At 74.2% G+C, this 22110-nt stretch carries 20 protein-coding genes and 2 pseudogenes; 8 read left to right on the top strand and 14 right to left on the bottom strand.

What is annotated here, in order from left to right; translation table 11 throughout:
* The first annotated feature begins 21 nt into the window (after window positions 1-21).
* From KRR39_RS12000 to KRR39_RS11990, 3 genes and pseudogenes are all read left to right on the top strand, one after another.
* A pseudogene (locus tag KRR39_RS12000) lies at window positions 22-1390 on the top strand (class II 3-deoxy-7-phosphoheptulonate synthase).
* Window positions 1387-2391 (top strand): threonine aldolase family protein, encoded by a 1005-nt coding sequence (locus KRR39_RS11995; protein ID WP_367303663.1) that lies wholly within the window; start codon window positions 1387-1389, stop codon window positions 2389-2391. Before KRR39_RS12000 ends, KRR39_RS11995 begins: the two are co-directional and overlap by 4 nt.
* Window positions 2388-2840 carry a hypothetical protein gene (locus tag KRR39_RS11990; protein ID WP_216937196.1) on the top strand — a complete coding sequence of 151 codons (453 nt, stop codon included), beginning with the start codon at window positions 2388-2390 and terminating at the stop codon, window positions 2838-2840. Before KRR39_RS11995 ends, KRR39_RS11990 begins: the two co-directional genes overlap by 4 nt.
* Before the next feature lie 4 nt (window positions 2841-2844).
* Here the strand turns inward: KRR39_RS11990 and aroF are convergent, their stop codons facing one another.
* The 8 genes from aroF to KRR39_RS11950 all read right to left on the bottom strand — a co-directional run bounded on the left by aroF (window position 2845) and on the right by KRR39_RS11950 (window position 11942).
* Window positions 2845-3894, bottom strand: a complete 1050-nt coding sequence (gene aroF / locus KRR39_RS11985) for a 3-deoxy-7-phosphoheptulonate synthase (protein WP_216937194.1) — start codon at window positions 3892-3894, stop codon at window positions 2845-2847.
* 234 nt (window positions 3895-4128) lie between these two features.
* The gene (locus KRR39_RS11980; protein ID WP_216937192.1) at window positions 4129-5097 is read right to left on the bottom strand and encodes a GNAT family N-acetyltransferase; all 969 of its coding nucleotides are present in this window, start codon (window positions 5095-5097) and stop codon (window positions 4129-4131) included.
* A gap of 44 nt (window positions 5098-5141) precedes the next feature.
* Window positions 5142-6041, bottom strand: a complete 900-nt coding sequence (locus KRR39_RS11975) for a DMT family transporter (RefSeq protein WP_254185084.1) — start codon at window positions 6039-6041, stop codon at window positions 5142-5144.
* Window positions 6038-6916: a deoxyribonuclease IV gene (locus KRR39_RS11970; protein ID WP_254185083.1), complete on the bottom strand. Its 879-nt coding sequence runs from the start codon at window positions 6914-6916 to the stop codon at window positions 6038-6040. The genes KRR39_RS11975 and KRR39_RS11970 overlap by 4 nt, the downstream gene beginning before the upstream one ends.
* 43 nt (window positions 6917-6959) lie before the next feature.
* Window positions 6960-8975 (bottom strand): Stk1 family PASTA domain-containing Ser/Thr kinase, encoded by a 2016-nt coding sequence (gene pknB, locus KRR39_RS11965; RefSeq protein ID WP_254185082.1) that lies wholly within the window; start codon window positions 8973-8975, stop codon window positions 6960-6962.
* A 134-nt stretch (window positions 8976-9109) separates the two neighbouring features.
* Window positions 9110-9490 (bottom strand): lytic transglycosylase domain-containing protein, encoded by a 381-nt coding sequence (locus KRR39_RS11960; protein WP_216937190.1) that lies wholly within the window; start codon window positions 9488-9490, stop codon window positions 9110-9112.
* The gene (locus KRR39_RS11955; RefSeq protein WP_216937188.1) at window positions 9376-10023 is read right to left on the bottom strand and encodes a LysM peptidoglycan-binding domain-containing protein; all 648 of its coding nucleotides are present in this window, start codon (window positions 10021-10023) and stop codon (window positions 9376-9378) included. Before KRR39_RS11955 ends, KRR39_RS11960 begins: the two co-directional genes overlap by 115 nt.
* Window positions 10020-11942 (bottom strand): sulfatase family protein, encoded by a 1923-nt coding sequence (locus tag KRR39_RS11950; protein WP_216937186.1) that lies wholly within the window; start codon window positions 11940-11942, stop codon window positions 10020-10022. The genes KRR39_RS11955 and KRR39_RS11950 overlap by 4 nt, the downstream gene beginning before the upstream one ends.
* Window positions 11943-12015: 73 nt before the next feature.
* Between KRR39_RS11950 and KRR39_RS11945 the strand changes: the two genes are divergently transcribed.
* Window positions 12016-12393 (top strand): Rv2175c family DNA-binding protein, encoded by a 378-nt coding sequence (locus tag KRR39_RS11945; RefSeq protein WP_254185081.1) that lies wholly within the window; start codon window positions 12016-12018, stop codon window positions 12391-12393.
* A 15-nt stretch (window positions 12394-12408) separates the two neighbouring features.
* On the opposite strand, the gene KRR39_RS11940 is transcribed toward KRR39_RS11945, so the two are convergent.
* A complete protein-coding gene (locus tag KRR39_RS11940; RefSeq protein ID WP_216937183.1) occupies window positions 12409-12570 on the bottom strand; it encodes a hypothetical protein in 162 nt (53 codons plus the stop codon).
* Window positions 12571-12691: 121 nt separating this feature from the next.
* Between KRR39_RS11940 and KRR39_RS11935 the strand changes: the two genes are divergently transcribed.
* On the top strand, window positions 12692-13132 hold the full coding sequence (locus tag KRR39_RS11935; protein WP_216937181.1) for a barstar family protein: 441 nt from the start codon (window positions 12692-12694) through the stop codon (window positions 13130-13132).
* 70 nt (window positions 13133-13202) lie between these two features.
* On the opposite strand, the gene KRR39_RS11930 is transcribed toward KRR39_RS11935, so the two are convergent.
* Window positions 13203-14279: a polyprenyl synthetase family protein gene (locus tag KRR39_RS11930; RefSeq protein ID WP_216937179.1), complete on the bottom strand. Its 1077-nt coding sequence runs from the start codon at window positions 14277-14279 to the stop codon at window positions 13203-13205.
* A 77-nt stretch (window positions 14280-14356) separates the two neighbouring features.
* Here KRR39_RS11930 and metF point away from each other — a divergent pair, with 77 nt between their 5' ends.
* Window positions 14357-15277, top strand: a complete 921-nt coding sequence (gene metF, locus KRR39_RS11925) for a methylenetetrahydrofolate reductase [NAD(P)H] (protein ID WP_216937177.1) — start codon at window positions 14357-14359, stop codon at window positions 15275-15277.
* Here metF and KRR39_RS11920 read toward each other — a convergent pair.
* Window positions 15274-16575, bottom strand: coding sequence for a phytoene desaturase family protein (locus KRR39_RS11920; protein ID WP_216937175.1), 1302 nt, complete (start codon window positions 16573-16575; stop codon window positions 15274-15276). The two genes, metF and KRR39_RS11920, sit on opposite strands and share 4 nt — an antisense overlap.
* Before the next feature lie 37 nt (window positions 16576-16612).
* On the opposite strand from KRR39_RS11920, the pseudogene KRR39_RS11915 reads away from it, so the two are divergent.
* Window positions 16613-17234, top strand: a pseudogene (locus KRR39_RS11915) (L-threonylcarbamoyladenylate synthase).
* On the opposite strand, the gene KRR39_RS11910 reads toward KRR39_RS11915, so the two are convergent.
* Both KRR39_RS11910 and KRR39_RS11905 read right to left on the bottom strand, forming a co-directional pair.
* Complete coding sequence (locus tag KRR39_RS11910) at window positions 17183-17518, bottom strand: DUF1905 domain-containing protein (RefSeq protein WP_254185080.1); 336 nt, start codon at window positions 17516-17518, stop codon at window positions 17183-17185. The pseudogene KRR39_RS11915 and the gene KRR39_RS11910 sit on opposite strands and share 52 nt — an antisense overlap.
* 56 nt (window positions 17519-17574) lie before the next feature.
* Entirely contained in the window at window positions 17575-18975 is a 1401-nt protein-coding gene (locus KRR39_RS11905; RefSeq protein WP_216937171.1) for an ATP-grasp domain-containing protein, read from the bottom strand.
* Between the two features lie 420 nt (window positions 18976-19395).
* On the opposite strand from KRR39_RS11905, the gene KRR39_RS11900 reads away from it, so the two are divergent.
* Complete coding sequence (locus KRR39_RS11900; protein WP_216937169.1) at window positions 19396-21255, top strand: N-acetylmuramoyl-L-alanine amidase; 1860 nt, start codon at window positions 19396-19398, stop codon at window positions 21253-21255.
* A gap of 160 nt (window positions 21256-21415) precedes the next feature.
* Here KRR39_RS11900 and KRR39_RS11895 read toward each other — a convergent pair whose 3' ends face one another.
* A complete protein-coding gene (locus KRR39_RS11895; RefSeq protein WP_216937167.1) occupies window positions 21416-21889 on the bottom strand; it encodes a YbaK/EbsC family protein in 474 nt (157 codons plus the stop codon).
* Window positions 21890-22110 lie beyond the last annotated feature (221 nt).

Raw genomic sequence — 22110 nt, 5'->3', positions numbered from 1 at the left:
TGGGGCCGTAGGCTGGGGGCCGTGACTTCTTCGCCCGTCCCTGACCTCGCCACGCTGCGCGCCCTCGGGGCCGCCCAGCAGCCGAGCTACCCCGACCCGGCGGCGCTCGACGCCGCGGTCGCCAAGCTCCGGGGCGTCCCGCCGCTCGTCTTCGCGGGGGAGTGCGACGAGCTCAAGACCAAGCTGGCAGCGGTCGCCCGCGGGGAGGCCTTCCTGCTCCAGGGCGGCGACTGCGCCGAGACGTTCGACGGGGTGACCGCCGACAACGTGCGCAACAAGCTGCGGGTGCTGCTGCAGATGGCCGTCGTGCTGACCTACGCCGCCTCCGTCCCGGTGGTGAAGCTCGGCCGGATCGCCGGGCAGTACGCCAAGCCGCGGTCCTCCGACCTCGAGACCCGCGACGGGGTGACGCTGCCGGCCTACCGCGGGGACGCCGTCAACGGCTTCGACTTCACCCCCGAGTCCCGGGTCCCGGACCCGCAGCGGCTCGTCGACGTCTACCACTCCTCGGCGTCGACGCTGAACCTAGTGCGCGCGTTCGTCACCGGCGGCTACGCCGACCTGCGCCAGGTGCACACCTGGAACACCGACTTCGTGCGCTCCTCGCCGGTCGGCCGCCGCTACGAGCAGCTGGCCCAGGAGATCGACCGGGCGTTGAACTTCATGGGTGCGATCGGCGCCGACCCCGACGAGTTCCACCGGGTCGACTTCCACTCAAGCCACGAGGCCCTGATCCTGGAGTACGAGCACGCCCTCACCCGGATCGACTCGCGCACCCAGTCGCCGTACGACGTCTCGAGCCACTTCGTCTGGATCGGCGAGCGGACCCGCCAGCTCGACGGGGCGCACGTCGAGCTGCTGTCCCACATCCGCAACCCGATCGGCGTGGAAGCTCGGGCCGACCACCAGCCCCGACGACGCGATCGCGCTGGCCCAGAAGCTCAACCCGCACAACGAGCCGGGCCGGCTGACCTTCATCACCCGGATGGGCGCGGGCAAGATCCGCGACCACCTGCCGAACCTGGTGGAGAAGGTCACCGCCGCCGGCGTCAGCGTCGCGTGGGTGTGCGACCCGATGCACGGCAACACGTTCGAGGCGTCCTCGGGCTACAAGACCCGCCGCTTCGACGACGTGATCAGCGAGGTGCAGGGCTTCTTCGACGTGCACCGCTCGCTGGGCACCTGGCCCGGCGGCGTGCACGTCGAGCTGACCGGCGACGACGTCACCGAGTGCGTGGGCGGCGGGGAGGCGCTGCTCGAGGGCGACCTCGGCAACCGCTACGAGTCGGTGTGCGACCCGCGGCTGAACCGCGTGCAGTCGCTGGAGCTGGCCTTCCTGGTCGCCGAGATGCTCCGCGGCGTCCAGCCGACCACCACCCCCGCCGCATGAGCACGCCGATGGTCGACCTGCGCAGCGACACCGTCACCCGCCCCACCGAGGCGATGCGGGCCGCGATGGCGTCCGCCGAGGTCGGGGACGACGTGTACGGCGAGGACCCCACCGTCCGTGCCCTCGAGGAGCGGGTCGCCGGGCTGTTCGGCAAGGAGGCGGCGCTGTTCACGCCGACCGGCTCGATGGCCAACGTGCTGGCCGTCCGGACGCTGGTCGGGGTCGGCGAGGAGGTGCTCTGCGAGTCCTCCGCGCACATCGCCCGCGCCGAGCTCGGCGCGCACGCCGCCTACACCGGCCTCACCATGCGCACCTGGGTGGGCCGCCCCGTCGACCTCGCGCAGATCGAGACGATGTTCGCCCCGGACATGGGGCCGTTCTTCGTGGCCACCCGCGCGATCTCGGTGGAGAACACCCACAACTTCGGCGGCGGCACCGTCACCCCGATCGAGGACCTGCAGGCGGTCCGCCGGTTCGCCGACGACCGCGGGGTCGGCGTGCACGTCGACGGCGCCCGGATCTGGAACGCGCACGTCGCGACCGGCACGCCGCTGGACGCGTACGGCGCCTGCGCCGACGTGCTCGCGGTCTGCCTGAGCAAGGGTCTCGGTGCACCGGTCGGGTCCCTCGTGGTGGGCACCGCCGCGGCGATCGAGGAGTCCCGGGTCTGGCGCAAGCGGATGGGCGGCGGGATGCGGCAGGTCGGCATCCTCGCGGCGGCCGGCCTGCACGCGCTCGACCACCACGTCGAGCGGCTCGCCGAGGACCACGCGAACGCCCGGCTCCTCGCGGAGGCGTGCGGCGTGGACCCCGTCTCGGTGCACACGAACATCGTCGTGGTCGACGTACCCGACGCTCCGGCGGTGGTGGCCGCCGTGCGCGAGCACGACGTGCTGGTGTCCGCGGTCGGACCGCGGGCGCTGCGGATGGTGACGCACCTCGACGTCAGCCGGGACCAGGCCGAGACGGCAGCCGCCGTGCTGAGGAAGGTGCTCCGATGACCTCGTGGCGTGACGAGACCAGCGACCGGACCCAGGCCGACCTGGACGGGCTGCTCGACCTCGGGCTGCGCACCGGGCGGGAGCAGCTGGAGGTCGCCGGAGAGTTCTACCCCTTCGCGGTGGCCCTCGACGAGGCCGGCGAGAGCCGGCTGGTCCAGCCCGAGCTGCCGGCCCGCAAGGGCGTCGCGGACGTCGCCGAGGTCCACGAGCTCTGCTGGCAGGCGCTCGCCGCCGAGGCGGGGTCGCTCCGGGCGGCCGCCGTGGTGACCAACGTCGGCGGGGCCGGCGGCGACGCGGTCGCGGTCGCCCTCGAGCACCGCGACGGCGTGGCCATCGAGGTCTTCCTGCCCTACGTCACCCAGGGCAAGGTGAACGGCAAGAAGCCCGCCCAGAAGCACCGGTTCGGCGACCTGACGGCCGCCGAGGGCCAGCCCCGCCTCTGGGCCTGAGGCGTCAGCGCGGCACCACCGGCGTCCGGGACAGCGTGCTCGCGTCCACCCGGCCGACCATCGGCGGCAGCTGGCGCACGGCCTGGGCGAGGGCCCGCAGGTCCGCGCCGAGCAGCGCCTGCGGCCCGTCGCACAGCGCCGACTCCGGGTCCGGGTGCACGTCGACGATTACGCCGTCGGCGCCGACCGCGATCGCGGCCCGGGACAGCGGCACGATCAGGTCCTTGCGGCCGGCCGCGTGCGAGGGGTCCACGATGATCGGCAGGTGGCTGGTCGCTTGCACGACCGGCACCGCGGAGATGTCCAGGGTGTTGCGGGTGGCCGGCTCGAAGGTGCGGATGCCGCGCTCGCACAGCACCACGTCGAGGTTGCCGCGCTGCGCGATGTACTCCGCGGCCATCAGCCACTCCTCGATGGTCGCGGTCATCCCGCGCTTGAGCAGCACCGGCCGGCCGGACTCGCCGACCGCCTGGAGCAGCCCGAAGTTCGCCATGTTGCGGGTGCCCACCTGGAGCATGTCCGCGTGCTCGGCCACCACCGCGACGTCGCGCGCGTCCACCACCTCGGTGACCACCGGCAGGCCGGTGGCCTCCCGGACCGAGGACAGGATCTCCAGGCCCTCGACGCCGAGCCCCTGGAAGGCGTACGGCGAGGTGCGGGGCTTGAACGCACCGCCGCGCATCAGCGTCGCGCCGGCGGCCTTGGCCATCTCGGCGGCCTCGAGCGTCTGCGCCCGGGACTCGACCGCGCACGGTCCGGCGATGAACGTGAAGGTGTCCGGCCCGATCGGCACGCCACGCACCCACACCGTGCTGCGCCCGGCGTGGTGCTGGCGGCTGACCAGCTTGTAGGGGTCGGAGATCCGGTGCACGTCCCCGACGCCGGCCATGCCGCGCAGGTTGAGGTGGTGGAAGGAGTCGATGTCGCCGACCAGGCCGATGATCGTGCGGACGACGCCCTTGCTGACGAACGCCTCACCGCCGACGCTCTCGACCTTCTCCACGATGCGGGCGACGTCCTCGGCGGTGGCCTCGGGCGTCATGACGATGACCATGGTGTTCCTCTCGGGTGGGTGTCCCTGGCGCCACCGGCTGGACCGGGCGCTCCACGCGAAACGCCCCTGCCGGATGGCCAGGGGCGTTGGTGTCGGTGTGCGGGGACGACCTAGTGGCGGTCCCGCTCGGATGCCCCGGGCGAGTAGCCGAAGAAATAGGTCCACGTGGTCTGCACGGGACGAGCGTAGGCCCGCCGGACGCCGCGGTGGACACCCGTTCCACGATCCGGGACGTCAGTGGCCGAGCAGCCGGTGCAGCCGCAGGTACGACGGCCGGAACCCGAGCGCCGGCCAGGCCCGGGAGGAGAGCAGGTTCGTGGCCCGCCAGTCGGTGACCACGCACGCGTGCCCCTCGCTCCGCGACCAGTCCAGGACCGCCTCGCCCAGTGCCCGTCCGGCGCCGAGCCCGCGGGCCCCGGGCAGCACGGCGGCGAACCCCAGGAACCCGGCCCCGTCCGGCCGGGCGGGGCCCGCGTGGCTCCCGGACCGCTCCAGCCGGCAGCCCACCGCGGAGCCGACTACCCGGCCCTCGTGCTCGGCGACGAACGTCGCGAAGTCCGGGTCGTCGACGTCGTCCTCCCACTCGGCCAGCGCCTCCTCGTAGGTGCCGGTCGGGGCCGCGGAGAACGTCGGGGCGAGGGCCTGGTGGGCGGGCAGCTCGAGGTCCAGCCGGGCCAGCGCCGCGACGTCGCCGCGCGCGGCCCGGCGAACCCGGACGTGCGGCGGGGTGCCAGCAGGACCCGCCGGCACCTCGCGGACGGCGTGCGTGTGCTGGTGCCCGAAGGCCAGCCGGAACCACGCGCTCACGAGCGCCTCGTCGTGCGCGGGCACCAGCACGTAGTGCGCCGTGCGGCCCTCCTCGGCCCAGCGGGCGGCGGCCGCGGCGTACAGGTCCCGGGCGTCCTCCGCCTCCTCCACGGCCAGCCCAGCGGACTCGACCCAGACGTTGCGGCCCCAGTCGGGGCCCGGCTTGGGGGCGCCGAGCAGGTAGCCGACCACCCGTCCGTCGCGCAGCGCGACCGCGCCGGAGACGTCGGTGCCGCCGAGCACGGCCGCGACCTCGGTCGAGCAGGTCACGGGGTCCTCGAAGCGGGCCGGGAGGTGCGGCTCGGCGGCCCGGTGCCGGCGGTGCCGCGCGGCGAGCAGCCGGCCGGCGTCGGGCAGGTGGCTCTCGTCGAACGGCAGCACCTCGAGGCGGGACATGGCGTCAGGCTAGCCAGCCCGCCGCGGATCCGCAGCGCGGCGCCTCAGACCGCGATGTGCGGCACCTCGGACTCGATGTGCCGGCGCGGGACGAGCTCGACCGCGAACATCGCGGTCAGCACCATCAGGCCACCGACCAGCATCCGCAGGGTGGCCGCCTCGCCGCCGAGCAGGACCGCGAACAGCGCCGCGAACACCGGCTCCATGGTCATGATGATCGCGGTGCGGGTCGGGGGCAGGTGGGCCTGCGCCCAGGTCTGCCCGGCCAGCGCCAGCGCGCCCGCGAAGACCGCCATGTAGACGACCGAGACCCAGTCGCCGGTGGTCGAGGGCAGCACGATGCCGTCCGGGACGGTCGCCACGAACGCCACCAGGGTGATCACCAGCAGCTGCACGATCGTCATGCCCATCGCCTGCCGGGCGTCGCTCCAGGCCCCGAGCCCGACGATGTGCAGCGCGTAGAGCAGCGCCGAGCAGAACGTGATGGCCTCGCCGTAGCCGACCGAGAGCCCGCTCAGCGACAGCACCGCGAGACCGCCCAGCGCGAGGGCGACGGCGGCCCAGGTGACGGCGCTGATCCGGGAGCGCAGCAGCACCGCCGCGAACAGCGGCGTGCACACGACGTACATGCCGGTGATGAAGCCGGACACGCTCGCCGGGGTGTGCGCCAGGCCGGCGGTCTGCAGGATCTGCGCGACGCCGTACAGCAGGCCGAGGACCACCGCGTGCCGCAGCGACTCCCGCGACAGCCGGCCCACCGCGCGGGGCGCGAGCAGCAGCAGCGCCCCGCTCGCGATCGCGAACCGGACGGCCAGGAAGTCCAGCACCGGCACCCGGTCCAGGAGGTCCTTGATCAGGAAGAACGTCGAGCCCCAGCAGGCGGTCATCGCGAGGATCGCGAGCGTGGCCAGCAGGGTGGTACGACGGTCGGGGCCGGTGCTCACCTCTCGCGGAGCTTCTGCAGCAACGCGATCTGCGGGTCGCCGACGTCGCGGGAGCCGGGTGTCTCGAGCACGAACGGCACGCCCTCGGTGGCGGGGTGCGCGAACAGCTCCTCGAAGGCGCCGAGCCCGATGTAGCCGTCACCGATGCTCTGGTGCCGGTCCTTGAAGGCACCGCGCACGTCCATCGAGTCGTTCGCGTGCACCAGTCGGAGCCGGTCCGCGCCGGCGATCCCGACCAGCCGGTCGAGGGTCGCGGTGGTGCCGCCGGGCTCGTCGAGCGGGGCGCCGGCGGCGAAGACGTGGCAGGTGTCCAGGCAGATCCCGACACCCGGGTGCCGGTCGAGGGCGTCGAGGTAGGGCTCGAGGTCGTCGACCCCGGCGCACAGCGAGCGGCCCTGGCCGGCGGTCGGCTCGAGCAGCAGCCACGGCGCGTCCTCGCCGGCCGCCTCGAGCACCGGCAGCAGGCCCTCACTCACCTGCCGCATCGCGGCGTCCAGGGTGCCCTCGTCGACGCAGGAGCCGGTGTGCACCACGACGCCCTCGGCGCCGATCTCCGCGGCCCGCCTGAGGTTGTGCGCCACCGAGGCCACCGACTTCTCGTACGTCGACGGGGTCGGCGAGCCCAGGTTCACCAGGTAGGGGGTGTGGACGAAGACCCGCCTCCCCGATGTCTCGCAGGCGGCCCGGAACCCGCGGTCGACCGACGGGTCGCCGGCGGAGTGCGCCCAGCCGCGGGGGTTGCCGACGAACACCTGGACGGTCTCCGCGCCCACCTCGGCGGCGTGCACCAGCGCGCCCTTGACCAGTCCCTTGCCGACCTGGACGTGCGTCCCCACGGGGTTGCGCAGGCCGGCGTACGACGAGGGGGAGGGCACGGGTCAAGCCTACGGTCGGACGACCGGACCGGCCGCACCGAGGTCAGACGATGTAGATGGTGACCGTGCTGCCCTTGGGGGCCTTGTCGCCGGCGGTCGGGCCCTGGTTCACGACGTACTCCAGGCCGACGTAGTACTGCGTCTTCTCGGTCTTCACCTCGAAGCCCAGGCCCAGCAGCGTCTGGGTCGCGGCGGCGGTGCCCATGCCCTCGACCTTCGGCACCTCGACGAGCACCGGGCCCTTGGAGACCACGAGCTCGACCTTGTCGCCCTTGAAGAGCGTGCCGCTGCTCGGGTTCTGGGTGATCACGTCGCCCTTGGCCACGCTGTCGCTGTTCTCCTCGGTGCCCCGGTCCACCTCGAAGCCGCGCTTCTCCAGGGCCTTGGTGGCGGCGTCGGCGTCCTCGCCGGTGTAGTCGCGCACCTTGACCGGCTGCGGGCCCTTGCTGACCACCAGGTCGACCGCGGCGTCGCGCTTGAGCTCGGTGCCGGGCTTCGGGTCCGCTGCCAGCACGACGCCCTTGGCGACCTTCTCGGAGAACCGGTACGTCGCGTCGCCGAAGCCCAGCCCGGCGTCCTGGAGGGCGGCCTGGGCCGAGTCGAGGTCGGTGCCGCGCAGCGCCGGCACCTCGTGGCGCTCCGGGCCCTGGGAGACCACCGCGGTCACCGTCCCGTCGCGCAGCACGTTGTCGCCACCGCCCGGGTCGGTGCTGATCACCGAGCCGGCGGGGACCGTCTCGGAGTAGGCCCGGTCACCCACCCGGAACGTCAGCCCGGCGGCCTGCACCTTGGTCCGGGCCTCGGCCGCGGACAGGTTGATCACGCCGGGGGTGTTGACGTAGCGGCCGGCGCCGAACCACCAGCCGCCGACGCCCGCGCCGAGCGCCAGCAGCAGCACGAGCGTCAGCAGCAGCGGGCCGCGCCGGGACCGGCGAGGAGCCGGCACCGGACGGGCAGCGGGACGGGAAGCCGGCCGGGCAGCACCGGGTTGCCGGGGCGCCGGCACCGGGCGGGCGCCGAACACGCTCGTGTCGTCGGTGCGGCCGCCGTGGCTGGCCTGTGCCGGGGTGAGGATCGTCGGGACGCGCGGTCCCGAGCCGGTCGAAGGGTCCTCATCGGTGACGTAGTCGATGTCGTCGAGCGAGCGCGACACCGGGCCGGCCGGGGTGAGGTCGGCGGTGAGCTCCGGGTCGTCGGCGAGGTGCTCGTCGAGCGCGGCGCGCACCCGGCGCACCTGGTGCAGCAGCACCCGCGCGTCGGCGGGCCGCAGCTCCCGGTCCCGGGCGGTGGCGCGGGCGACGAGCGCGTCGACGTACGCGGGGAGCCCGCGGACCACCTGCGACGGCGGCGGGACGTCCTCGTGCACGTGCTTGTAGGCCACCTGGATCGGCGACTCGCCCTCGTGCGGCTTGCGGCCGGTGAGCATCTCGTAGAGCACGACGCCGGCGGCGTACACGTCCGACCGGGCGTCGGCGCGGCCGTCCACGACGAGCTCGGGGGAGAGGTAGGAGACCGTGCCGATCAGCACGCCCCCGGTCGCGGTGTGCTGGGTCTCGGCGCTGATCGCCCGGGCCAGCCCGAAGTCGGCGACCTTGACCCGGCCGTCGTCGGCGAGCAGGACGTTCTCGGGCTTCACGTCGCGGTGGATCATCCCGGCCTGGTGCGCGGCGGCCAGCGCGGACAGCACCGGGTCGAGCACCGCGAGCGCCTTGGCGGGCGCCATCGGGGCTTCCTTGCGGATCAGGTCGCGCAGGGTGTGGCCGGGGATGTACTCCATCGCCAGGAACAGGGTGCCGTTGTCGTCGCCCTGGTCGAAGACGGCCACCACGTGGGGGTGGGAGAGCCGGGCGGCGGAGTGCGCCTCCCGGACGAAGCGGGCGGCGAACTCGTCGTCGTCGCCGAGCCCGGCGTGCATCACCTTGAGCGCGCAGACCCGGTCCAGCCGCAGGTCGGTGGCCTCGTAGACGGTCGCCATGCCGCCCCGGGCGATGCGCGGGCCGACGCGGTAGCGACCATCGAGCACGCGCCCGATCATCGGGTCCGCGACAGTCCTGTCCACGCCGGTCGTCCTCCATCAGCGGCCAGGTGAGGGGAAGGACCTGGCTCGAGCCCTGATTCTAGGCGGGCCGGCGATCGGGGGCAGGCCGTGGGCGGCGGTCGGCGTGGCGAGCCTCACCCGCCGCCCGGCGCAGGTCAGACCGGGTTCCAGCCCCGCTTCATGCGGTGGTGCAGCGCGGAGACGCTGTGCACGTAGGCCTTCGTGGAGGTGTAGAGCCCGTGCTGCTGCACCGACCCGAGCCCCTGGAAGTACGACGCGATCGCCTTGCGCGGGCCGGTCTGGCGGTTCAGCACCTTGATCAGCACCACGCCGGCGGTGACGTTGTCGTAGAGGCCGTACGGGTTCAGCGGCCGCCCGATGTACGACGACATCCACGCCGCCGTGCCGGGCAGCACCTGCATCACGCCGACGGCCCCGGCCGAGGAGATCCGCCGCTGCTGCCACCCGGACTCCTGCCAGGCGACGGCGAGCGCCAGGTGCGGGTCGAGGTGGTGCAGGCGGGCGGCCCGGACCACGACCCGGCGCACCTTGGCCTGGCTGACGTCGGCCAGTGCCCACGGGTGCGTGACCCGGTGCCGCTTCCACGTGCCTCGTCGGGTGCCGCTTCCACGGGCCGCGTGGCGTGCTTCGTGGCCAGGTGCCGGTGCGTGTGGGCCCTGCGGGCCGCGGCGACCACGACCGGGATCCGGATCCGCTCCCCGGCGTACAGCCGGCCGTGCCGCCCGAGGTGGTTGAGCGAGCGCAGCTCACGGGTCCAGGCGTGGAAGCGCACGGCCAGCCCGGTGGCGGTGTCGCCGCGCCGGACGGTGTAGCCGACCAGCCGACGGCCGGGATGACCGGGCCAGCGGTGCGGGTCGGCCGCCGTGAGCGTGAGCCCGGCGTCCGCGGCCTCGACCACCGGGGCACCCAGGGCGGTCCGGGAGCCGTCCACGGGCGCGCCGAGCAGCAGCAGTCCTCCCACGGTCGTGGCGCTCAGCGTCGCCGTCAGCCGGCGCGCCCAGCGGACGGTGCGGGGCCGGGTCGAGCGACGGCCGGTGGGGGAAGTCACCTGCGGGGTCCCTTTCGTCGACGGAGGGCGATCGGGGCGGCAGGGGTCGGGACCCCGAGTGGTCCCGCTGCGGTGGTGCGGCCCTCCGCAACCAGTGGTGAAGCAGAGACTGGCGGGGTCGACTGTTGCTCATGGGGTGGAACGAGGTCAAGACCGGCCCGGGTCAGTCGGGGGTCCCGAAGGCCAGCGGCGCGGCCGGCGCGGTGGTCCGCAGCAGCGGGGGCAGCGGTCGCCGGCAGTCGACGCCCACGCAGTTGCGCAGCACGTCGAGCTCGTGCGCCATCGCCCGGACGACGCGCTGCGACCCGGGCCGGTCCACCAGGTTGGTGACCTCGCGCGGGTCGCTGCGCAGGTCGTAGAGCTCGCGCTCGCGGCTGGCGTGCTCGACGTACAGGTAGTCCCCGGTGCGGACCCCCCTGGGAGAACCGCAGCGGGGAGGGCCCGGACTCGCCGACCAGGAAGTTGTCGCTCTCCTCGGCGTCCTGGGAGACCGCGCGGGGACCGGTCTCGGTCAGGATGCCGCGGTTCCAGCCGCGGTCGCCGGAGCGGGCCACGCCGAGCAGGCTCTTGCCGTCGACGGTGGCCGGAGCCCGGATCCCGGCCGCGTCCAGGATCGTCGGCGCGAAGTCGATCATCGTGAACGGATCGGACCGGACCTGGCCCCGGGGGATGCCCGGGCCGCGGATCATCATCGGCACCCGCAGGGACGGCTCGTAGGGCAGGATCTTGCCCTGCCGCATCCGGTGCTCGCCGAGGAAGTAGCCGTTGTCGGAGGTGAACACCACGTAGGTGTCGTCGAGCTGCCCGGTCTCCCGCAGCGTCCGGATCGTGCGGGCCACCTGGGCATCGACGAGGGACAGCGCCTCGGCGCGCTGCCGGGCGTCCTCGCGCACGCCGTCCCGCTCGGCCGGGGTCAGCGGCGGCAGGTCGCGGATGAAGAACGGCTTGTCCGCGACGTCGGTCTCGCCCGCGTAGCCGGGAGCCTCCGGGATCTGCTGGTCGAAGCGTCCCCAGACCCGCTCCGGGCGGGCCGGGTTCTGGAACACCTGGGTGGTGCCGTCGCTGCGCAGCACCGGTGCCGGGTCGTCGGCCTCGGCCGGGCCGCCGTGGTGCGGTGCGACGTAGGAGACCCACGTGAAGAACGGCCGGGGTGAGCTCACCTGGGTGCGCAGCTCGTCGCGGCTCAGCCGGCCGAGCAGCGTGGTCTGGTAGACGCCCTGGTGCGGCGTCAGCCGGCCGTTGTCGTTCAGCGTCGTGTCGAAGTAGCGGTAGGTGCCGCCGTCGAGCGCCGACCCGGCCCCGATGCCGCCGTCCACCGAGCCGCGCCAGTCGGTCCAGCCCGGGGGGACGTAGCGCAGGGACGGTTCGCCGGTGCGGAGCGGCTGGATGCCGTACCCGTTGAGGTACTTCCCGAGAAACGACGTGTCGTAGCCGGCGCGGTTCAGCCAGACCGGAAGCGTCGCGCCGTCGTGCAGCGCCTGGAACCCGTACGGCGGTGCGTGCGACCAGACGTGGTGGTTGTGGGAGTACTCACCGGTCAGGAACGACGCCCGCGCCGGGCAGCAGAGCGGCTGCGGCGAGAAGGTGTTGGTGAACGTGACGCCCTGGTCGCCGATCAGGTGCTGCACGTGCGGCATGAACCGGAGGTCGTCGTTGCGGGCGTCGTCGGTCATGATCACCAGCACGTTCGGCCGGTCGGGCCGGCCCACCAGCGGCGCGACCGACACCGTGCGCCGGCGCTCGGCCCCGGGTCGGCGGTCGCGCCCGCCGGCCGCCGGGGTGGCGACGTCCGGGGCGGGCCCGGGGCCCGCGTCCGCGCCGGCGGCGGTCACGGACCGCTCGCCGGCCGCCGTCGAGACGCTCACCGAGCAGAGCAGCAGAAGCACGCCCGCGGCCAGAGCGGCCAGCCTGCGTGGCATGCGGGGGCTCCTGGTCTGCTCGGTGGGGGTGGTGCGGTCATCGTACGGCGGCCGTCCGTGGGACAGTGGGGGTGTGGAGGAGACACATACGCAGGACGGCCCGGACCTCGGCGAGCTCGTGGGGGAGTGGATCGACTGGTCCCAGGCCTCGGAGCTGTTGGGCATCAGCGTCAGCAAGGTCCGTCAGCTGATCCGGGAGCACCAGCTCGGTGCCGCCGTACCCGTCCCCGGGCAGGGCCAGAAGGTGCCGGCCGCGATGATCCAGGACGGCCTGGTCGTCAAGGGCGTGCCCGGCGTGCTGACCGTGCTGCACGACGGCGGGTACGACGACCGCGAGGCGCTCATCTGGTTGTTCACCGCCGACGACACCATCCCCGGCCGGCCCATCGACGCGCTGCGCGAGAACCGCGGCTCGGAGGTCAAGCGGCGCGCCCAGGCGATGGCCTTCTGAGCGAGCCGGGACGGCTCAGCCCATCGACCCGCCGCCTTGGTCGCCGTAGTCGCTGAGGTGGATCTTCTCGCTCTCCGTGCCGCACCTGCGGCACTCGAGGTAGGACTCACCGTCGTCGTTGAGACGGTTCTCCCAGCTGTGGACCCCGATGCGGCACCGCAGCGGCTTGGCGGCCATACCCCGAACTGTCCGCCCACGACCGAGCCCGGTCCATAGCCCACACGGGCCCGCCCCGGTGGCCGGACCGGACGCCGGTCGAAGGGTGTTGCTCGCCCGTGACCGGGTCTAGCCTCAGGGCATGAGCGGACTCGCAGCACTCCTGGCGGGGCACAACCCGCCCGACCTGTACCAGTGGCACAGCGCGGCCCCCGTCCCCGACGTGCAGCACGCCGTCGAGCACGCGGGCTGGTCGTTCGTGCACCTCGACGGCTGGACCGTGGAGGACAAGGAGTCGTTCCTGAAGGCCGCCGTGCAGGCGTTCGGCCTGCAGGACGACCAGGGGGCGAGCTTCGACACGCTCTCGGACCGGCTCGCCGAGTTCGACCCGCCGGACACCGCGGGCGTGGTGCTTCTCTGGGACGGCTGGAGCCCGCTGGCCCGGCACGACGAGCAGGCGTTCCGCGTCGCGCTCAGCGTGCTCGGCGGCCGGGTGCACGCCGACCGCGGCTGCCCGTTCGCGGTGCTGCTGCGGGGCGAGGGCCCGGACATCGACGTGCCCGAGCTCCCGGTCAAGCACTAGCCGCCGACCTGTCAGGCGCCTCCGTCGCCCCGGCGGCGCCTCCGCCTGACGGCTCGGGTCCGGGGCGCGGTCACAGGGTGCGTTGGGTCGCCGCGGCCGCCAGCTCGCGGAGCACCCCGCGCGACGCCGGGGTCACCGCGGCCGCCTCGAGCGCGGCGAGCGACGCGGTGGTGAGCTCCTCGATGCGCCGCTCGACGGCGGCGTGCGCGCCGGACTCGTCGATGATCCGGCGCAGGTCGGCGACCTCGTCGACCGACAGGGCGGTGCCCAGCGCCTCGTCGAGCCGCTTCGCGTCCCCGTCCGGCGCGTGCTCGAGTGCCAGCGCGACCAGCACGGTGCGCTTGCCCTCGGTGAGGTCGTCGCCGGCCGGCTTCCCGGTCGAGTCCGGGTCGCCGTACACCCCGAGCAGGTCGTCGCGGAGCTGGAACGCCTCGCCGAGCGGCAGCCCGAAGCCGGTCAGCGCCGCGAGCGTCCCGCGATCCGCGCCGGCCAGCGCGGCCCCGACGTGCAAGGGCCGCTCGATGGAGTACTTCGCGGACTTGTAGCGCAGCACCCGCATCGCCTGCTCTACGTCGGAGGCGCCGCGGGCCTGCACCGAGACGTCGAGGAACTGCCCGGCGATCACCTCGCTGCGGGTGGTGTCGAAGAACGCCAGCGCGTCGCGGACCACGTCGTGCGGCATCCCGCAGCGCCGCAGCAGCTCGTCGGACCAGGACAGCAGCAGGTCGCCGAGCAGGATGGCCGCGGCGGCGCCGTACTGCTGCGGGTCGCCGGTCCAGCCGCTCTCGCGGTGCACCGCCTCGAACGCCTTGTGGGTCGCCGGCCGGCCGCGCCGGGTGTCCGAGGCGTCCATGTAGTCGTCGTGCACCAGCGCGCTGGCGTGCAGCACCTCGAGCGCGGCGGCGGCCCGCACCAGGGCGCCGGCGTCCGCCCCCTCGTCGCGCACGGCGCGGAACCCCCAGGCGCAGAACGCCGCCCGGAAGCGCTTGCCGCCCGACACCGCCGCGCGCGCCGCGTCGACCAGCCGGGCGGCGTCGTCGCCCAGCGGTGCGAGCCGCAGCGCCTGCTCGTCGACGAACGCGTCGAGGGCGGACTGCACGTCGGCGCGGAAGGCGGGGGCGTCCCACGAGGGCTGCTGCGAGGTCACGAGGCGAGCCTACGGTCGCCGCCGCCCCCCGTGGACAGCGCCCGGGCGTGCGCCGGGTCCGACCTATGCTGTTGCGTATGGCGCCCCAGACGACCCCGCCCAGCAGCCCCGGCGAGAGCGCGGCCAGCGTCAGCGACCTCATCGCGGCCGGCGAGCGGTCCATCTCCTTCGAGTTCTTCCCGCCCAAGGACGAGGCCGGGGAGCGCCAGCTCTGGACGGCGCTGCGCGAGCTCGAGCCGCTCCAGCCGACCTTCGTGTCCGTGACGTACGGCGCCGGGGGCTCGACCCGGGACCGCACGGTGCACATCACCGAGGGCATCGCGGCGAACACCACGCTGACCCCGATGGCGCACCTGACCTGCGTCGGGCACTCCCGCGACGAGCTGCGGTCGGTGATCGGGTCCTACGCGGCCGCCGGGGTGCGCAACGTGCTCGCGCTGCGCGGCGACCCGCCCGGTGGCCCGGGCACCCCGTGGGAGCCGACGCCCGGCGGCCTGACCTACGCCAGCGAGCTCGTCGAGCTGGTCACCTCGCTCGGCGACTTCTGCGTCGGCGCCGCGGCGTTCCCCGAGGGCCACCGGGAGGCCGAGAGCGTCGAGGCCGACGCGCTGGTGATGCGGGCCAAGCAGGACGCCGGCGCACGGTTCGCGATCACCGAGCTGTTCTTCCGCGTCGAGGACTACTTCGCGCTGCGCGAGCGCTGCGACGCCGTCGGCGTGACCATCCCGATCCTGCCCGGCATCATGCCGATCACCAGCCTCAAGCAGGTCCTGCGGATGACCGAGCTGTCCGGTCGCGAGGTGCCGCGCGAGGTCGTGGACCGCGTCGCGCGCTTCGACGGCGACCCGGCCGCCGTACGCGCCGAGGGCATCGCGATCGCCACCGAGATGTGCGACGAGCTGCTCGCGGGCGGCTCGCCCGGGCTGCACTTCTACACGCTGAACCGTTCCCGGGCCACGCGGGAGATCTACGCGGGCCTGCGCTCGACGGTGGGCTAGGCCGGGCCGATCCGCTCGGCGGCGACGGCCGCGGACAGCCCGACGAACGGCAGTCCCGCGCCGGCCGCGGCGTGCGCCCCGACGCCGTACACCCCGGCGTACGGCGTCGCGGCGAGCTTGCGGTCGATCGTCGTCCGGCCCTGCCAGAGCATGCCGTAGGCCGACCCGGCGAGCTCCTCGACCTGGTCGCGCGGGGACCGGTCGACGCGCACCTCGATCTGCCGGCGCACGTCGATCCCGCGCCGGGCCAGCGCGACGGTGACGTCCTCCGACAGCCGTCCCCGGCCCAGCACGGTCCAGGCCGCGCCGCCGGCGGGGGCGGTGCCGTTGGTGCGCACGACCAGCGTGGGGTCGCCGTGCAGCACCACCTCGTGCGGCAGGTCGGGCAGGTCGCCGGACAGCCCGAGGTGGCACAGCACCGGCGGGATCGCGGGCATCGTGCGGGACACGTGCGGCGCGAGCACCGGCAGGCCCCGCGGGTCGATCGCCACGACCACCACGTCGGCGTCCAGCGAGCCGCGGTCGGTGTCCACGCCGACGACCCGCCCCGCGTGCACGCGCAGGTCGACCGCGGACGTCCCGAGCAGCACCTCGACCTTGCGCTCGCCGAGCCGCTTGGTCATCGCCGCGGCCAGCCGGCCCATCCCGCCCGGGACGGTCCAGACGCCGAAGTTCTGCTCGACGTAGGCCCACATCCCCATCCAGGCCGGCACGTTGCGCGGGTCGTGCCCGTCGAGCCGCGTCGGCAGCAGCGCGACCTCGCGCAGCCGCTCGTCCTTCAAGGTCCGGGTGACCACCTTCTGCAGCGTCGTGCGGGTGTGCAGCAGTGCGGCGCTCGCCTTGTCGACGTGGTCGGGGGACCAGGGGCGCTCCAGGTAGACCCGGCGCAGCACGTCCCACGTGTCGGCGAACGCGTGCACGTGGTCGACCCACTGCTGCCCGAGACCCGCGCCGAGCGTGGCGTCGACGGCCTCGAGCTGCGCGGACCGGCTGCCCGACGGCATCGCCAGCACCGTGCCGTCCTCGAAGCGGTGCTCGCGCATCGGCTCGACCGGCACCAGCTCGAGCTCGCGCTCCAGCGGCCGGCCGGACTTGCGGAACAGGTCGCGCACGACGGCCGGCAGGGCGGTCGACGTCGGGCCGGCGTCCCAGCGGTACCCCTCCCGCTCCACGAACCCGACAGCGCCGCCGAGCCGGTCGAGCCGCTCCACGAGCGTGACCTGGTGGCCCTGCTTGGCGAGCCGGGCCGCGGCCGCCGTACCCCCGAAGCCTCCACCGACGACCACCACCCGCGACATGCCGCGACCCTACGAGACGACTCACTAGGCTCACGCCATGGCCCGCTACTTCGACGTCCACCCCCACGACCCGCAGCCGCGCAGCATCGCCCAGGTCGTCGCGATGCTCCGGGAGGACGCGCTGGTCGCCTACCCGACGGACTCCTGCTACGCACTCGGCAGCCGGCTGGACAACCCCGACGGCGCCGAGCGGATCCGCCGGATCCGCCGGCTCGACGACAAGCACCACTTCCACGCTGGTGTGCGCGGACTTCGCCCAGCTCGGCCAGCTGGTGCAGCTCGACAACGCCGCGTTCCGCGCGGTGAAGGCGGCCACCCCCGGGGCGTACACGTTCATCCTCCCGGCGACCCGGGAGGTGCCCAAGCGGCTGGCGCACCCCAAGAAGCGCACCGTCGGCGTGCGGATCCCCGACAACCGGGTGGTGCAGGCGCTGCTCCGCGAGCTGGGGGAGCCGCTCCTGTCGAGCACGCTGCTGCTGCCGGACGCCGAGGAGCCGATGACCGACGGCTGGGCGATCAAGGAGGAGCTCGACCACGTGGTCGACGCGGTGGTCGACGCCGGCGACTGCGGCCGCGAGCCGACCACGGTGGTCGACTGGTCCGAGGGCTACCCGGAGGTCGTGCGTGTGGGGGCCGGCGACCCGTCCCGGTTCGAGTGACCGGCTGACCTGTCCGGGCCGCCGAGCCGCTCGAGCAGGCGCACGGTGACCTCGTCGCCCTCGTCCTTGCCGATGGCCCGGCGCAGCGACGACCGCACCGGCAGCTTGTGGGTGCCGTCGCCGAGCGCCATGAACGAGCCGGTGAACGGCACCCCGTCGACGGAGCCCCGCACCTTCACCAGGCCGCGGGTCCCGAAGAACTCCGCCGACCCGGGCCACACGACGTAGGTCCAGCCACCCGTGCCCGGGCTGCGCTGCAGGGTGGCGGTGAACTCCTCGTCCATCACGGTCTCCTTCGACGTCGGTTCCTGCAGGGGTCGACCCGGCCGTCCCCCGGAACTCATCGCCGGGTCTCGGGGGCGGCGCTCACCGGCCCGAACCCGGTGCCGAGCTCGGCGTCCAGGAACCGCATCAGCGCCACGTTGAGGTCCGCGACGCGGGTGCCGGCCGGCTGCGGCGGGGTGCTGAGCCGGCAGTAGGTGCCCGCCGCGCTCGGTCCCACCGCCACGGTCCAGCCGGTCGGCCGCCAGGACCGGGACAGGGCGGTGCCGTCCCAGGCCACGTGCATGTCGAAGGGGTCGGCCGCCAGGTGCCGGGCGCTCATCGCGATCGCCTTGGCGAAGCGGTCGGCGTCCACGCGGGGCAGCAGCCAGGCCTCCAGGTCGGCGGCCGCGACGCCGGGGTCGCGGCCGGAGACGAGGTTGAGCTGGAGCAGGTTGACCAGCGGGCCGTCCACGGCCCGGGCCATCGACGCCACCCCGCCGGACAGCCGCGCGTTGAGCTCGGTGGGCCGGAACCCGTCGGCGGTGAGCACGCCGTCGACGCCGAAGGCGCCCCGGTAGCCGGCTGTCGCGCGCAGGTGGTCGCCGGTACGACGGGCCAGCTCGCGCATCTCGGCACGGTCCGCGTCCGGCGGGTCCCAGGTCGTGCCCAGGCCGCCGTACACGAAGCGCCGGTCGGCGCCGCGCAGGATCGCGAGCTCGACCGGACGGAGCACGGCGGTGCCGTCGGGCAGCACGAGGCCGTGGATGCTGCAGGGGACGCCGTCCAGGAACGGCATCACCCGGACCCGGTCGCAGCGCGGCCCGAAGAACGCGAGCGCCGCACGGGCGTCGCCGTCGGTCAGCACCCGGCGCACGAAGTCGCCGCCGCCGTTGAAGCCGTCGCGGGCGTCCCCGGACCACACCACGCCCTGCCCGTCGTCGAGGTCCCGGCCGGCCTCGCGCAGGCCGGCCTCGTCGGCGAGCGCCACGATCCGCGACGGCGCGCGCGTCGCGCCGACCGCGTCCCAGATCTCGTCGGCGACCAGCTTGTCCTCCAGCGCGGTCCACGCGCGGGGCCGGCCGCCGAGCACGGGGCGCCCGTCGATCGGGGTGCTGGCGATGAACGGTCCGACCAGCCAGACCGCCTCGCGGTCCGGGTCGTAGGCGTCCACCGCGCGTCGTACGGCGTCGGGCAGCGCGTGCGCCACCGCGTCCTGGCGGCGCAGGTCCTCGGTCATCGTCGGCCGGTCCTCGACCTCCAGGAGGACCACGTCGGCCTGCTCCGCCGACGGGGTGGCTCCCGCGCCGAGCCCGGTGGCGACCAGCAGCGGCCGCCGGGCGCCGACCTGCTCGAGCAGCGCGACCAGGTCGCCGTAGCCCGCGAGCGGGGCGAGGCCGCAGACGACCGCCCGGCCGCGGAGCAGTCCGCCGAGGTGGGCGCGCCACAGGGTGCGCTCGCCGACGTCCGACAGGTCCATGGGCCGAGGCTAGGCGGCAGCACCCGCCCCGGCGCCGGTTGGACCACATGTATCCCAATTTTGTAGACCGATGGTCTTTACACGGGTCTGTCCCACGGGGTTGGCTGGTGCCCGGCCCGGAACCCCCCGGGCCGTTCTCGGGAACAGGGGGCGTCTACATGGCGCGCAGATTCACGTGGGGAGCCGCGACGTCCGTCGCCGCCCTCGTCGTCGGGGGGGCTCACCCTCACCGCGGCACCGCAGGCCCAGGCCGCGGACTGGGGTAGGTGCCTGACCGGCAGCACCGACCGCCAGGCGGTCTTCGAGCGGGCCAGCCAGGTCAGCGGCGTCCCGGTCGAGGTCCTGCTCGGCGTCTCCTACCTGGAGTCGCGCTGGGACGACCACGGCCGTCAGGTCAGCGCCTCCGGCGGCTACGGCCCGATGCACCTCACCCAGGACGCGGCCGCGGCGCACGCCCGCGAGCTCGCGAAGGCCAAGGGCGACGGGTCGCCGGCCGCCCTCCAGACCGGCACGCTCACCCAGGCCGCGAAGCTCGTCGGGGTGACCAGGGACCGGCTGCGCTCCGACGACGTCGCGAACGTCTGCGGTGGCGCCGCGGTGCTGGCGTCCTACCAGCCCCGCACCACCTCGGACCGTCCGGCCGCGTGGAGCAAGGCGGTCGGCTCCTACGCCGGCACCGCCACCGACCAGGACCGGCTGGACTTCGCCCGGCAGGTGTACTCCGTGATCCGCTCCGGGGAGTCCCGCACCACCAACGACGGCCAGCGGGTGACCCTCGCGCCGACCCAGGGCGCCGCCGTCGACGCGGCCGCGGTGGCCGCGACGATCCCGTCCGGCAACGAGGTCGTCGACTGCCCGGCCGTGCTGCGGTGCGAGTCGCGCCCGGCGCCGTACGAGCAGTACGGCTCGACGCCCGACCAGTACGGCAACCACGACCTCGCCGACCGTCCGAACGACGGGCTGAGCATCGACTACATCGTGATCCACGACACCGAGGCCTCCTGGCAGACCTCGCTGGACCTGGTGAACGACCCGACGTACCTCGCCTGGCACTACACGATCCGCTCCTCGGACGGGCAGGTCGCCCAGCACGTCAACCCGAAGAACGTCGGCTTCCAGGCCGGCAACTGGTACATCAACATGCACTCGATCGGCATCGAGCACGAGGGCTTCGCGGCCACCGGCGCGAGCTGGTACACCGAGTCGATGTACCGCTCGTCGGCGACGCTGGTGCAGTACCTCTCCCGCGAGTACGGCGTCCCGCTCGACCGCGCGCACGTCATCGGGCACGACCAGGTCCCCGGCACCACCAAGGCCACCATTCCGGGGATGCACTGGGACCCGGGCCCCTTCTGGGACTGGGAGCACTACATGGCGCTCCTCGGGAAGCCGCTCGACCGCGGACAGCACGGCAAGGCCGTCGCGGCGCGCAAGGGCACGGGCAAGGGTCACGGTCACGGGCCGAAGCAGCACGGCGGGAGCGACGTCGTGACGATCGTCCCGGGCTTCGCGGACAACCCGCAGCCGGTGACGAACTGCGACGGCGCGGGCTCGGCCTGCACCCCGCAGGGCACCAACTTCGTCTACCTGCGCACCGCTCCGTCGGACACCGCCCCGCTGGTCGCCGACCCGGGCCTGCACCAGACCGGCCAGGCCTCCAGCACCGAGGTCTCCGACATCGGCCCGCGGGCCACGGCCGGCCAGAAGTTCGCCGTCGTCGCCCGGCAGGACGGCTGGACCGCGGTCTGGTGGCTCGGTGAGCTCGCGTGGTTCAAGGACGCCAACGCCGCCGGCGACCCGGTCACCGTCCCGTCGCAGGGCAGGCTCGTGCGGGCCACCGGCACCACGGCGGTGCCGGTCTACGGCCGGGGCTACCCCGAGTCGGCGGCGTACGCCGGCACGCCGGTGCCCGACCAGGGCGTCGCGCCGCTGGGTTACACCGTCAAGCCCGGCCAGTCCTACGTGCTGGCCGACGACACGGTGAAGACCGACTACTACTACGCGAAGACCTACGACAGCTCGCTGCCGGGGGGACCACACCGTGGTGGTGGGCAAGGACCGCTACTACCAGATCTGGTTCGGCCACCGGATCGCGTTCGTGCGGGCCGCGGACGTGAGGATCACCCGCTAGCCCCTCGACCGGTCGGGCCCACCCTCGACCGCTCGAGCGCACCCCACGTCCCCGCCCGGGCACCCCGGGCGGGGACGTGCGCGTCTCAGGAGCCGGCCGGCGCCGACGAGGGGCAGGAGGACGCCCCGTCCTCGTTGCCCAGCACGTAGTCGCAGCCGTGCGCTTCCGGGTCCGGGGCCGCCGGTGACACCAGCGCCGGGGCGGTCGCGATCGTGCGCAGCGTGGCCGGGTCGAGGTGCCAGGCCCGTTGCGCCGCCGCGAGGTCAGGGGCCCGCACCGTCTGCCTGTGGGCGGGGTCGGAGGCCACCGCTACTCGACGTCGGTCTCGACGGCGCCGGTCATCCGGAGCAGCTCGTCGTGGGTGGTGGAGAACACCGCCGCCGGGTGGCCCGCGGCGGCCCACACCACGTCGTACCGGCGCAGCCACGGGTCGAGGTAGGTCGGTACCGGCGCCGGGTGCCCGATCGGGGAGACCCCGCCGATCACCTGGCCGGTGTGCTCCCGCACGAACTCCGGGGTGGCCCGCTTCAGCGCCGGGACCCCGATCGTCGCGGCCACCTTGGCGGTGTCGACGCGGTGCGACCCGGAGGTGAGGATCAGCACCGGCGCGCCGCCGGCGTCGAAGAGCAGGCTGTTCGCGATCGCACCGACCTCGCAGCCGAGCGCCTGCGCGGCGAGCGCCGCGGTGTGCACGGAGTCGGGCAGGACGACGATCTCCCCGGTGCCGCCGCGGGCGGCGAGCGCGGACCGGAACCGGGTGACGGAGGGGTGCTCGGTGCTCACCTCGCCGACCCTACGGGCCGGGCGGGTGCGCTTTCCACGGATCGACGGTTCGTGGTTGACGGACTGTCGGGGGCCGGGTGTAGCGTGAGAGTTGTTCGAACAGGTGTTCGAACCACCGCCTCGGCGGGGGTGACCTCGACCCCCACCTCCGCCGGGGCTCCGGACTCGCACCCCAGGGTGCCGGGTGCCGGGGACAGTTTCGCCGAGGGGTCGGTCCGGGG

Origin of the sequence: Nocardioides panacis, assembly GCF_019039255.1 — a bacterium.
Classification (GTDB): domain Bacteria; phylum Actinomycetota; class Actinomycetes; order Propionibacteriales; family Nocardioidaceae; genus Nocardioides_B; species Nocardioides_B panacis.
The sequence above is the reverse complement of the archived record's forward strand: the minus strand, read 5'-3'. Positions and strand labels throughout refer to the sequence as shown.